Raw genomic sequence first — 12,379 nt, forward strand, 5'->3', positions numbered from 1 at the left:
GGGAATTAACCTTCGCGTAAGGGGCGGATAGCCCCCAAGTCCTCAGAAAACACTTCATCAATGGTCGATATCCTCAACCTGGCTCTACCTTATTTTGGCCTGATCTTCGTTGGTTTCGCCTGCGGCAAGGTCAAGGCCTTGCCGGAATCGGGCCTCGCCTGGATGAACTTCTTCCTGCTCTACGTGTCGCTGCCGGCGCTGCTGTTCGCGATCATGTCGAAGACGCCGTTTGCCGAGCTGAACAACCCGCCGTTCCTGATCGCAACCACGCTGTCGACGGTGGCCGCGTTCACGCTCGCGCTGGTCGTCGGCAAGGTGCTGGGACGCCTGACATTGCGCGAGGCGACGCTCGCCGGTCTCTCCGGCGGCTACGGCAACATCGGCTACATGGGACCGGGGCTGGCGCTCGCAGTGCTTGGGACGAAGGCCGCGGCGCCGACCGCGCTGATCTTCTGCTGCGACAGCATCTTCCTGTTCACGATCGTGCCGCTCCTGATCGAGCTCTCCGACCGCGACCATCCCTCCATCGTGCACGCGTTCGGCGTGGTGCTGAAGCAGATCGTGCTCAACCCGCTGATCATGTCGGCCTGCTTCGGCGCGGCGGTGGCGGCGCTCCACATCGAGCTGCCGGTTGCGCTCGACCGCACCATCATCTTCCTCCAGAACGCGGCCGCGCCGACCGCGCTGTTCGTGCTCGGCGTGACCGTGGCGCTCCGCCCGTTCGACCGCGTGCCGTGGGAGGTGCCCGGCGTGATTGCGGTCAAGCTCCTGATTCATCCGCTCGCAGCGTTCGGCCTGATGCTGGCGTTCGGCCCGTTCGCGCAGCCCTGGGCCGCGACCGCCGTGCTGATGGCCTCGCTGCCGCCGGCGTTGAACGTATTCGTCATCGCCCGGCAGAACGATGCCTGGATCGAGTCAGCCTCCGTCGCCGTGCTGCTCGGGACGTTCGCGTCGGTGGTCACGCTGACCAGCGTGATGTGGGCGATCCAGACGGGACGGCTGGCGTTTCCGTGAGGGGCGTGCGCAGCGCGATGGGATTGAGGTTCGTCGCTTGCCGCTCGGCAGGTGCGCTCCCTCTCCCGCTTGCGGGGGAGGGTTGGGGAGGGGGTGTCTCCGCGTCGGGATTGTCAGAGGTCTGCCGAGGAAATCTCTGGGAGGAGAGAGCCCCCACCCGGCGCTCCGCGCCGACCTCCCCCGCAAGCGGGAGAGGTTGCACCGTGCCTGCGGCCAATCCCTCAATTCAAAAATTTTGGCTTCGTAGAGCTACCTTCGCCAGGTCGGCGTCAGACCTTCGCGCATGGCGAAACGCCGGAGCGGGCCGATGGCGCCGAGCAGGTGCATGCCGACGGCGCGGACCGGCTGGAGCGGCAGGAAATCGTTGAGCAGGGAACGGTTGGCGATGTCGATCGCAAAGGTCCGGCTCAGGATGTCGGGCCGCCGGGCGCGATCATAGCGTTTGAGCACGTCGTCCGCGCCGGGATCCTGGCCCGCCGCGAGCGCTTCGCCCGCAAGCCGCGCGATGTCGGCGGCATCGCGCAGGCCGAGATTGAGGCCTTGGGCGCCGATCGGCGGGACCACATGGGCGGCTTCCCCGACCAGCGCGATGCGATCGCGGCCGAAGGATCTTGGACGCTCGATCGCCAGCGGGAACAGGTTGCGCCCGGGCTCGACCGTCATGCGTCCCAGGATCGAATGCGACTGCTTCTCGATCGCGGCGGACAGCTCCTCGTCGCTCAGGCCGCGCAACCGCGCGGCGTCCGCCGGCGCCGAGACCCAGACGATGCTGGAGCGGTCGCCGGGCAGGGGCACGAACACGCAGGGCCCGTGCGGCGTGTGGAACTCGGTCGAGACGTTGCGATGCGGCCGCGTGTGGCCGACGTTGAAGGTCAGCGCGGTCTGCGTCAGCTCGCGCCGCGTCACGGCGATGCCGGCGGCCTCCCGGCACAGCGAATGCCGGCCGTCGGCGCCGACGACGAGCCGGGCCGAGAGGAATTGCGCGGAGGCCGTGCGGATCGCGACATCGTCGGCTTCGATGACGACGCTCTCGGCCTCGTCGTCGAAACGGACGACCCCGGGCAACTCGGCCGCGCGCTCTTCCAGCGCCAGCATCAGCGAGCGGTTGTCGATGTTGTAGCCGAAGGCGTCGAGCTCGATTTCGTGACAGGAGAAACGGACCTCGGGGCTGCGGAACAGCCGGCCGGTGTCGTCGACGAGCCGCATGACTTCGAGCGCTGCCGCCTTGTCCCTGCAGCGCGGCCAGACGTCGAGGCTCTCCAGCAGATCGACGGAGGCCCCCAGCAGCGCGGTGGTGCGGTTGTCGGCATAGGGCAGGCGCCGCGCCACCAGCGCGGTCCGTGCGCCCGCCTGCGCCAGCGCAATGGCCGCGCTAAGGCCGGCCGGTCCGCCGCCGATCACGGCTGCGTCAAAAAGTGTCGATACGTCTGTCATGGAACGACAAATGACACGCCCCGCGGCAAATTCAAGCCCACCTATTTTTCCTAGGTTTTATGGCGAATTGTGTGGTCGGGCGCCGCAATGGCTTATGTGCAAATCGGCCCCATTCTGATAGCAGAAGCCATGGACAGCCGAGAGGATTCCCTGAAGCCGACACCCGCGATCCGTGCCGCGGCGTTCTCGGTGCATATCTTCACCGCCTTCGGTGCGGCGATCGCGCTGCTCGCGATGCTGGAGGCCGTGCGCGAGCACTGGGCGGCGATGTTTCAATGGCTCGGCGTCGCGTTGATCATCGACGCGATCGACGGTCCGATTGCGCGCCGGCTCGACGTCAAGAACGTGCAGCCCAACTGGTCGGGCGACGTGCTCGATCTCGTGGTCGACTTCGTCACCTATGTGTTCGTGCCGGCCTATGCGATCGTGGCGAGCGGGCTGTTGCTGCCGGTCGCGGCGCCCGTGCTCGGCGTCGCCATCATCGTCACCAGCGCATTATATTTCGCCGATCTGCGCATGAAGGCCGACGACAATCACTTCCGCGGTTTCCCGGCGCTATGGAATGCGGCGGCATTCTATCTGTTCCTGCTGCACTGGTCGCCGCTGTGGTCCACGCTGCTGGTCACGGCCCTGGTGGTGCTGACCTTCGTGCCGTTCCATGTGCTGCATCCGGTCCGAGTCGTGCGGCTGCGCTGGCTGACGATGTCGCTGATCGCGATCTGGGCGCTCTTGTCCCTCTACACGCTGGACATGGACTTCCACGTCGGCCCCGTTGTGACGGCTGCACTGTGCGCGATCGCGCTCTGGATCAGCTTCAGCGACGCGTTGATCCGCTTCGCAAGATCCTTCGTATGATGCATCTGATCACCAGCCCCGAGGCGTGGGCCGCGCTGCTCACCCTGACCTCGCTCGAGATCGTGCTCGGCATCGACAACGTCATCTTCCTGTCGGTGATCGTCTCGCGCATCCCGGAACAGCAGGCGAACCGCGCCCGCCAGATCGGGCTGGCGCTGGCGCTGATCTTCCGCATCATCCTGCTCAGCGTGCTGGTCTGGCTGATCGGCCTGACCGCGCCGGTGTTCTCGTTTGCAGCTAACGACTTCTCGTGGCGCGACCTGATCCTGATCGGCGGCGGCCTGTTCCTGATCGCGAAGGCGACGCACGAGATTCACGCCGAGGTCGAGGCCGATGACGACGAGGGCGATGAGCAATCCGGCGGCAGCGCCTTCTTCTGGGTGATCGTCCAGATCGTGATCATCGACATCGTGTTCTCGCTGGACTCGATCATCACCGCGATCGGTATGGCACAGGACATCGAGATCATGATCGCGGCCGTCGTGATCGCCTGCCTGATCATGTACATTTCGTCCGGGCCGGTGTCGCGATTCGTCGCCGAGCATCCGACCACGAAGATGCTGGCGCTGGCCTTCCTGGTGCTGATCGGCGTCGCGCTGGTCGCGGACGGATTCAAATTCCACATCCCGCGCGGCTACATCTATTTCGCAATTGCGTTCTCGGCGGCGGTCGAATTCTTCAACGTGCTGGCCAAGCGCAACCGCAGGAAGGCGCGCAGGGCGTCGGTCTAGCCGTTCCCGTGGGCGTTGAGTTGACAAGGCGGGCGCGATGTCTTTCGCTCAGCCTTGGAGAAGAGGAGGTCAGGCGATGACCAAAGCCGTCCGGGTGCACAAGGTCGGGGGTCCCGAAGCCCTGGTCTATGAGAGCGTCGAGGTGCCGGCGCCTGCTGCCGGCGAGGTGCGCATCCGCCAGCACGCGGTGGGCCTCAACTTCATCGACGTCTATTATCGCACTGGCCTCTACAAGGCGCCGGGGCTGCCCTTCATCGCCGGCAACGAGGCCTCGGGCGAGGTGGTTGCGGTCGGGCCGGGCGTCACGCATTTCCATCCCGGCGACCGCGTCGCCTATTACCACAACCTGGGTGCCTATACCGGCGAGCGCAACCTCCCCTGGGAGAAGCTGGTCAAGCTGCCCGATCACATCACCCACGAGCAGGGCGCCGTGCTGATGCTGAAGGGGCTGACGGTGTGGTATCTCCTGCACAAGACCTTCAAGGTCGAGCCGCACCACCGCGTGCTGATCCACGCCGCCGCCGGCGGTATCGGCCTCTTGGCCTGCCAATGGGCGAGGGCGCTCGGCGCCCATGTCATCGGCACCGTCGGCTCCCGCGAGAAGGCCGAGCTTGCCGAGGCCAATGGCTGCGACCACGTCATCCTCTACAACGAGGAAGACTTCGTCGCCCGCGTCAAGCAGATCAGCCGCAACGAGGGCTGCGACGTCGTCTATGACGGCGTCGGCAAGGCGACCTTCCCGGGCTCGCTGTCCTGCCTGAAGCCGCGCGGCATGTTCGTCTCCTTCGGCAATGCGTCAGGCCCCGTGCCGCCGTTCTCGATCGCCGAGCTCAACAATCACGGCTCGCTGTTCGCGACGCGGCCGAAGCTCAACGACTATATCGGCACGCGCAAGGAACTGCTGGAAGGCGCCGACACGCTGTTCGCCGCCGTCATCAACGGCAAGCTGCACGTGCCGATCAACCATGCCTACGCTCTGAAAGATGCCGCGAAGGCGCACATCGATCTCGAAAGCCGCAAGACCACGGGCGCGTCGATTTTGAAGCCGTAGGTCTCGACGTCGTTCTCCGCTCTCGTGTCCCGGACGCGCTGCAGCGTTCTTACGCTGCTGCGCAGAGCCGGGACCCAGGAGGCGGCACGGGATTCTGCGGAGAGATAGGTCCCGGCTCTGCAGCGCACCGCCGAAGGGGCGCTGCGCTGCGTCCGGGGCACGAGACTGTCGTCACGCCACTCGTCTCGCCGCCCCAGCTTTCGTCAAGATCCCGTCGAGACAATCGATCATCTCGGCGATCTCTCCCTTCGTGACATTCAGCGCCGGCATGAAGCGCAGCGTATCCACCTGCGGCGCGTTCAGCAGCACGCCGGCCTCGAATGCCTGCGCGACGATCCCTGGCGCGATCGGCAGCTTGAGGTCGAGCGCCAGCAGCAGGCCACGTCCCCGCACGCCGCCGAGCCCGTGCCGGGCCGAGACCTTCTGCAGCTCGCTTTCGAGCAGGAGGCCGGTCTCGGTGACCGACTTCAGGAAGTCGGGCTTCTTGACCTCCTCCAGCACCGCAAGCCCCGCCGCGCACATGATCGGGTTGCCGTTGAACGTGCCGCCCTGGTCGCCATGCTCGAAGCACGAGGCGCGCTCGGTCGCGAGCAGGGCCGCGAGCGGCACGCCGCCGCCGATGCCCTTGCCGAGCGTCATGATGTCGGGCGAAATCCCGGCGTGCTCATAGTGGAAGAGCTTTCCGGTCCGGCCCATGCCGGTCTGGATCTCGTCGAAAATGAGCAGCAGGCCGTGCGCTTCGGTCAGCGCGCGCAGCTCCCGCAGGAACGCATCGGTCGCCGGCCACACGCCGGATTCACCCTGGATCGGCTCGAGCATCACGGCGACGGTGTTGGCGTTGATCAGCTTCTCGACCGAGGCGATGTCGTTCAGCTTCGCCTTCTTGAAGCCCGATACTTTCGGCTCGAACAGCGGCTCGAACGCCTTCTTGCCCGAGGCCGACATCGTCGCCAGCGTCCGGCCGTGGAAGCCGCCTTCGAAGCTGATGATCTCGAACGCGCCGTTCCTGTGCAGGCTGCCATATTTGCGCGCGAGCTTGATCGCACCCTCGTTGGCTTCCGCGCCGGAATTGGCGAAGAACACCTGGTCGAACGCGCTGTTCTCGACCAGCGCCTGCGCCAGCTTGAGGCTCGGCTCGTTGTAGAACGCCGGGCTTGGCGTCAAGAGCCGCTTGGCTTGCGCGGCGAGCGCGTCGGCGATCGCCGGCGGGGAGTGACCGAGGCAGTTGACGGCCCAGCCCTGCACGAAATCGAGATAGCGCTTGCGGCCGTCGTCCCAGAGGTAGGAGCCGGCACCGCGGACGAACACGGCCTTGGGCCGTGCGGTGATGTCCATCAGCGCGTCATACGGATGGGTGGCGGTGGTCATGTCGAACTCCTCTGGAGGCGGGTGGAAAAAGGCGCGCGAAAAGCAAGAAGGCCGCACTTTGCGGGTGCGGCCTTCTCGAAAACTATGCTGAATTCAGGTGTTCAGCGGCGTCGTCGGACATGGCGCAACCCATCATCGTCGCGGGTGCGACGACGGAAAGCTGCGCGGCGGTGGGTCCGAGAGTTGATCATGGGGCGCGTCCCTACAGCCGAATGCCAGGACTTGTCAAGCGGGGCGTTTTGCAAGACTCCCGCCCGGCGTGCATCGGCGATGACGAGTTCTTCACTCTACGCCGTATCGGGCGAACACGTCGGCGATGCCGGCGTTGATCGCTTTCGCCGCTGCGATGTCGCGCTCGGAGCCCTCGTTGTCGCCCTTCTTCCGCTTCGCAAGCCCGCGGCCGTAGAGTGAACTGTCGAACTTCGGCCTGGTGCCCAGCGCTGCGTCATAGTCGGCAATCGCCGCGTCGAGGTTGCCGAGCTTGAGATAGGTGAAGGCGCGGCTGTCGAGCGTATCAGGGTCGTTGGGCGCCATTCGCAGCGACTGCTCGCAATCGGCCAGCGCCTCCTGCAAACGTCCGAGGATCGCGCGCGTCATGCAGCGCGAATTGAACACGCCGGCATAGCGCGGATTGGCCTTGATCGCGCGGTCGTAATTCTCCAGGGCCAGCGCATAATCGTGCTGATCGAAATACATGTCCGCGCGGCCGATGAGATCGATGTCGTTGTTCGGGTTGAGCGCGATCGACTTGCCGAAATCGGCCAGCGCCCGCGCCCGGTCGCCCTTGTCGCGATAGATCCGCGCACGATTGCCATAGGCCGGCCCGTAATTCGGGTCGAGCTTGATCGACATGTCGAGATCGGCGAGCGCCCGATCGGTCTCGTCGTGCTCGCGATAGGTCGAGCCGCGGTTGTAATAGGCCAGCGCGAATTTCGGATCGAGCTTGATGGCCTGATCGTAATCGGCGATCGCGCGCTCGTAGTCGTCCTTGCCGGAGTAGGAATTACCGCGGTTGTTGTAGTATTGCGCGTCATTGGGCTCGAGCCGGATCGCGCTCGTATAGTCCGCGATGGCGTGGTCGCGATCGCCGAGATCGTCATAGATAATGCCGCGATTGTACCAGGCGATGGCGTCCCTCGGCTCGAGATCGATGGCGCGATTGAGATCGGCCAAAGCCCGCTCCATGTCGCCCTTGCGCCGGAAGGTTTCGCCGCGGTTGGCAAGCGCCCGCGCATGGGATGGGTTGGTTCTCAGCACCGCCGAGCAGCCGGCGAGGCGCTGCTCGTCGCTGATCTTGTCGGTGGCAAAGCACCATTGCCGCGCCTGCGTGGGTGACTGGGACTGGGCAGCGGCGGGAAGCGCGAGCAGGATCAATGCTGTGCCAATCGCGTACAGCCCGCTCCGGATACCAACCTTGTGATTGTTTTTCATCGATCACCGCATAGAAACCATTGAGCCTCTAGCGCGTTTGTGATCAACGGACGCCAATTGGTTCGAACCGAATGCGACTCGGCTCAGACCAAGGGAGACGGGACCAACCAGACAGTTTTCAGCCTTGTCCGATACCCCTTACCCGATTGATCTCGACAGCATTCGCGGCGCGTTTCCGCCGGGAAGCGAAGCGCCGCCGCTGCTGGTCGACTTTGCCAGCTGGCTCAAGGGGCGCCCCTGGGGCAGTGTCGGCTGCTTCTCCCTGCAGGGCCAGTTCTCCGATTCCGCGCCGATCGTCGACGGCAGTCCGTTGCGCGACAGGTTCTCGCTGTTCATGCGCTTGCCCGACGGCTCGGCTGTCGGCGGCTGGTATGGCGCCGGTCTCGACCGCGACAACCCGCCGATCGTCGGACTGGGATCGGAGGGCGATTACGAGTTGCTCGCACCGAGCCTCGACGGGCTGCTGGCAAAATTGACGTCGCAGCAATTCGACAAGGCCTGGAGCGTTCTCAAGCCGCATGAGGAGGTCGAGTGCCAGACGGTCGAGCTCGCGCAATGGCTCGCCGAACGGCCGACCGGCGAGGCGGCTGCGCCGGACGACGGCACATCCGAGCTGCCCGATTTCCGCGGTTTCGTTGAGAAATGGAGCCGGGATCGCGAGGACTATTGGGCCAACCATCGCCTGATGGCCGAACTCGGCTGGCGGCTTGCCGCCCATCTGCCCAAGGGCAAGAATCCCTGGGACAAGACGCGTTTCGAGATCGCGATCGTCGGGACCCAATACCAGGCCCGCGTGCTGACGCGCGGACCGCAGCCGTTCGAGGAAGCAGGCTCGATCGAATCCCTGCTGCGCGATCTGCGCGAGGGGATGCGCCGCGCGCAGCCCGAGCTTGGCCTGTGGTACGTGATGAATTTCGGACTCTATGCCGATGGCCGCATCATGCCGAGCTTCGAATACGATCTGCGCCCGACCATCGACGGCGAACCGGCGAAGCTGTCCGAGGCGAAAGCCGATCTCGCCCGCGCCCCACGCCCGGAGCGCTGGGTGCCGAAATGGCTGGCGGCATCCTGAAGCTCGGAATCCCGTGATGCTGCCGCCCGCCCGGCGCGCCGAAATCCCTGCTGTCGTGCCAACTTGACCTCGCGGGAACGGCACCTTCGATCCCCCTTGACTTAGAGCGCGCTCGAAGGGGTATCTGTACGTGCGTCAGTACGAGAACAGGCACCCATGAAGATCGGCGACCTCGCAAAACGAACCGGCTTGTCGGCACACACGTTGCGTTACTACGAGCGCATCGGGCTGCTGCCATACGCAGACCGGGATCGTTCCGGCCAGCGTGACTTTGACGCATCGATCCTCACATGGATCACGTTCATCGGTCGGCTCAAGACCACGGGAATGCCGATCCGGGACATGTTGCGTTATGCGGCGCTTCGTGATGAAGGCGAAGCCACCGGGCCAGCCCGGCGGCAGATGCTGGAAATCCACCGGGAACAGGTTCGCACGCAGATTGCCGAACTCCAGGAATGCCTGCTCGTCCTTGATACCAAGATCGCCGGCTATGCCGGCGACGAACAGAGGACGAAGGAAAATGACGCACGCCCAAACACAAGCCGAAAGCCGCTTCGATCGCGGCCAGCGGGCCCTGTCACGCATTGACGGCAGAGCCGGCGAAAAGGTCGTCGCCTCACTCGCCGACATCGCTCCGGATTTCGCACGATACGTGATCGAGTTTCCCTTCGGCGACATTTACAGCCGCCCGGACCTCGGCCTGCGCGATCGAGAGATCGCGACGATCGCAGCGCTGACGGCGCTCGGAAACGCCGCGCCTCAGCTCAAAGTGCATATCGAGGCGGGTCCGAATGTCGGGCTGTCTCGCGACGAGATCGTGGAAATCATCATGCAGATGGCCGTTTATGCGGGCTTCCCGGCGGCGGTGAACGGGTTGTTCGCAGCCAAGGAGGCGTTTTCCGCGCATGACGGACCGCAGGCGCCGGGAGAAGCGACATGACGTCATCGCGAGCGCGGCAAAGGCGATAGTGGACCCGTCATCCTGAGGTGCGAGGCATGGGACGCAAGGCGTCCCATGGGGAGCCTCGAAGGATGAGCGGCCGGTATGGCGCCGGGCCGTCTTCCTTCGAGGCTCGCTCTACGGCGCGGTTGCGCCGCAGAGCGAGCGCCTCAGGATGACGGTGACGGAGCGGTCATCGCTGCGCCAGCAATGAAGGGTTACCCTCAAAACCCCGCGACGCTTCCGTGCAGATCGTACTGGTCTGCGCGCTCGATCTTCGCGGTGACGATCTCGCCGACGCGCAACGGGCGGCGGCTCGACAGATAGACCGCGCCGTCGATCTCCGGCGCATCGGCCTTGGAGCGGCCCTTGGCGACGGTCGGGCCGACCTCGTCGATGATGATCTGCTGGCGCGTGCCGACCTTGCGCTTCAGCCGGCGCGCCGAGATCTTCTGCTGTCGGGCCATCAGCGCGTTGTAGCGCTCCTGCTTGACCTCTTCGGGAACGGGATTCTCGATCGCGTTCGAGGTGGCGCCGGCGACCGGCTCATACTTGAAGCAGCCGACGCGATCGATCTCGGCTTCATCGAGCCAGTCGAGCAGATAGGCGAAGTCGGCATCGGTCTCGCCGGGGAAGCCGACGATGAAGGTGGAGCGCAAAGCGAGATCGGGGCACTCTTCGCGCCAGCGCTTGATCCGCGCCAGCGTCTTGTCCTGCGCCGCCGGACGCTTCATCGCCTTCAGCACCTCGGGGCTCGCGTGCTGGAACGGGATGTCGAGATAGGGCAGCACCTTGCCCTCATTCATCAGCGCGATGACCTCGTCGACATGCGGGTAGGGGTAGACATATTGCAGGCGGACCCAGGCACCTAACTCGCCCAGCTCGCGCGAGAGGTCGAGGAATTTGGCGCGGACCTGGCGGTCCTTCCACGGGCTCTCGGGATATTTCAGATCGACGCCGTAAGCCGAGGTGTCCTGCGAGATCACCAACAGCTCCTTGACGCCGGCGCCGACCAGGCGCTCGGCCTCGCGCAGCACGTCGTCGGCCGGGCGCGAGACCAGATCGCCGCGCAGCTTCGGGATGATGCAGAAGGTGCAGCGATTGTTGCAGCCCTCGGAGATCTTCAAATAGGCGTAGTGGCGCGGCGTCAGCTTGATGCCCTGCGGCGGCACCAGGTCGAGATGCGGATTGTGCGCCGGCGGCAGCGCGCGGTGCACGGCGTCGAGCACGCTCTCATATTGCTGCGGGCCGGTGATGGAGAGCACGCCCGGATAGGCCTGCTCGATCTGCTCGGGTTCCGCGCCCATGCAGCCTGTTACGATCACCTTGCCGTTCTCGGCCATGGCCTCGCCGATCGCCGACAGCGACTCCTGCTTGGCGCTGTCGAGGAAGCCGCAGGTATTGACGATGACGATGTCGGCCCCGTCATGCTTGCGGGCGAGCTCGTAGCCCTCCGCGCGCAGGCGCGTGATGATGCGCTCGGAATCCACCAATGCCTTGGGACAACCGAGTGACGTGAATGAAATGCGGGGCGCTCTGTCCATGGTATCGCCTGGAGCCTAGATCTGAATTGTCCGGATTTAGCGATCCAACTAATTGAACCGATGGCGAAATTCAATAACTAACCTATGGGCCGGTTCCGATCGTGTGAGTGCAGGAGCCGAGATGGATTGCTCAACGTGCACGTTTTCGTTGTTATTCTGTTCTTGCGTATTCCACGGAGCTAAACTGCGATGCGCCGCTTCATCTTCAGCATGGTTTTCGCTGTTATTTCCTGGAGCGCGATGTTTCCGGCGCGGGCTGAAGTCGACAAGATCTTACGTGTTTGCGACGGGCAAAAAGGCCTGTGCCCGGAATTCAGGCCGCGCGTGAAGGCGCCCGACGGGTGGGCGAGGGACGAGGCCGCAAGCCTCAAATACGGCGCCTCCATGTTCGTGCCCAGGGGGAAGGGATTCGGTAACGCCGAAGCAATCATCTATGCCGAAGGCCGCTACAACAAGGATCGGACCGAACTGGTTCAATGGGTCGCAACCAGCGATCAGGATTGGGCGGCGACGTCCGGCAAGAATGCCAAGATCACCTCGCTTCCCTCGGCCAGCCCCGGTGTCATCATCAACCGGTACGACAATCCGTCCCTGAAGGATCAACCGTTCGAAGTGATCGCGCATTACGTTGATGTCGACAAGGACGGCAATTCCTACGTCGTGCGCCTGGCGGTCTCCGGCAAGAACGAGAGGGCGGTGTTGGCCGCCGTGCCACTTCTCGACAAGATGATCGTTGGCGCGAAGATTCCGTGAGGGCACAAGCCCAGATGACAGCCGCCTTCGGGCGGCTTTTTTCTTTGGGAGTGAGAGGCTCCGAAAGTTTACATTCGTTGTCTCAGGCACACCCGAGCGATACGAAGCTGACCTTGGGCGCGGCCGTCTGATCCATATCTGATCGGCCTGATTGACAGGCCTGAGCTAGTCCCAATTGCCCATAAT

At 64.5% G+C, this 12,379-nt stretch carries 12 protein-coding genes; 8 read left to right on the forward strand and 4 right to left on the reverse strand.

Going from position 1 to position 12,379, the window contains the following annotated elements; genetic code table 11:
* Positions 1-60 precede the first annotated feature (60 nt).
* Positions 61-1,014: an AEC family transporter gene (locus IQ16_RS19590; RefSeq protein WP_018642056.1), complete on the forward strand. Its 954-nt coding sequence runs from the start codon at positions 61-63 to the stop codon at positions 1,012-1,014.
* Between the two features lie 249 nt (positions 1,015-1,263).
* Here IQ16_RS19590 and IQ16_RS19600 read toward each other — a convergent pair whose 3' ends face one another.
* The gene (locus IQ16_RS19600; RefSeq protein ID WP_018642055.1) at positions 1,264-2,448 is read right to left on the reverse strand and encodes a UbiH/UbiF family hydroxylase; all 1,185 of its coding nucleotides are present in this window, start codon (positions 2,446-2,448) and stop codon (positions 1,264-1,266) included.
* Between the two features lie 87 nt (positions 2,449-2,535).
* On the opposite strand from IQ16_RS19600, the gene pcsA reads away from it, so the two are divergent.
* The 3 genes from pcsA to IQ16_RS19615 all read left to right on the forward strand — a co-directional run bounded on the left by pcsA (position 2,536) and on the right by IQ16_RS19615 (position 5,085).
* Positions 2,536-3,303, forward strand: a complete 768-nt coding sequence (gene pcsA, locus IQ16_RS19605; protein WP_026311847.1) for a phosphatidylcholine synthase — start codon at positions 2,536-2,538, stop codon at positions 3,301-3,303.
* Entirely contained in the window at positions 3,300-4,034 is a 735-nt protein-coding gene (locus IQ16_RS19610) for a TerC family protein (protein WP_018642053.1), read from the forward strand. The genes pcsA and IQ16_RS19610 overlap by 4 nt, the downstream gene beginning before the upstream one ends.
* 76 nt (positions 4,035-4,110) lie before the next feature.
* Positions 4,111-5,085 carry a quinone oxidoreductase family protein gene (locus tag IQ16_RS19615; protein WP_018642052.1) on the forward strand — a complete coding sequence of 325 codons (975 nt, stop codon included), beginning with the start codon at positions 4,111-4,113 and terminating at the stop codon, positions 5,083-5,085.
* Between the two features lie 171 nt (positions 5,086-5,256).
* On the opposite strand, the gene IQ16_RS19620 is transcribed toward IQ16_RS19615, so the two are convergent.
* Together IQ16_RS19620 and IQ16_RS19625 are read right to left on the reverse strand one after the other, a co-directional pair.
* Positions 5,257-6,453 carry an acetylornithine transaminase gene (locus IQ16_RS19620; protein WP_018642051.1) on the reverse strand — a complete coding sequence of 399 codons (1,197 nt, stop codon included), beginning with the start codon at positions 6,451-6,453 and terminating at the stop codon, positions 5,257-5,259.
* Between the two features lie 282 nt (positions 6,454-6,735).
* Positions 6,736-7,884, reverse strand: a complete 1,149-nt coding sequence (locus IQ16_RS19625; RefSeq protein WP_145831688.1) for a tetratricopeptide repeat protein — start codon at positions 7,882-7,884, stop codon at positions 6,736-6,738.
* A 124-nt stretch (positions 7,885-8,008) separates the two neighbouring features.
* Here IQ16_RS19625 and IQ16_RS19630 point away from each other — a divergent pair, with 124 nt between their 5' ends.
* The 3 genes from IQ16_RS19630 (at position 8,009) to IQ16_RS19640 (ending at position 9,896) form a co-directional block, all read left to right on the forward strand.
* Positions 8,009-8,956 carry a hypothetical protein gene (locus IQ16_RS19630; RefSeq protein WP_018642050.1) on the forward strand — a complete coding sequence of 316 codons (948 nt, stop codon included), beginning with the start codon at positions 8,009-8,011 and terminating at the stop codon, positions 8,954-8,956.
* Positions 8,957-9,112: 156 nt separating this feature from the next.
* Complete coding sequence (locus IQ16_RS19635; protein ID WP_018642049.1) at positions 9,113-9,544, forward strand: MerR family transcriptional regulator; 432 nt, start codon at positions 9,113-9,115, stop codon at positions 9,542-9,544.
* A complete protein-coding gene (locus IQ16_RS19640; RefSeq protein WP_026311846.1) occupies positions 9,477-9,896 on the forward strand; it encodes a carboxymuconolactone decarboxylase family protein in 420 nt (139 codons plus the stop codon). Before IQ16_RS19635 ends, IQ16_RS19640 begins: the two co-directional genes overlap by 68 nt.
* A 224-nt stretch (positions 9,897-10,120) precedes the next feature.
* On the opposite strand, the gene rimO is transcribed toward IQ16_RS19640, so the two are convergent.
* A complete protein-coding gene (rimO, locus tag IQ16_RS19645) occupies positions 10,121-11,440 on the reverse strand; it encodes a 30S ribosomal protein S12 methylthiotransferase RimO (protein ID WP_018642047.1) in 1,320 nt (439 codons plus the stop codon).
* 189 nt (positions 11,441-11,629) lie between these two features.
* On the opposite strand from rimO, the gene IQ16_RS19650 reads away from it, so the two are divergent.
* Entirely contained in the window at positions 11,630-12,193 is a 564-nt protein-coding gene (locus IQ16_RS19650) for a hypothetical protein (protein ID WP_018642046.1), read from the forward strand.
* Positions 12,194-12,379: the final 186 nt, after the last annotated feature.

The sequence above is a fragment of the Bradyrhizobium huanghuaihaiense genome (assembly GCF_007830635.1).
Lineage (GTDB): Bacteria > Pseudomonadota > Alphaproteobacteria > Rhizobiales > Xanthobacteraceae > Bradyrhizobium > Bradyrhizobium huanghuaihaiense.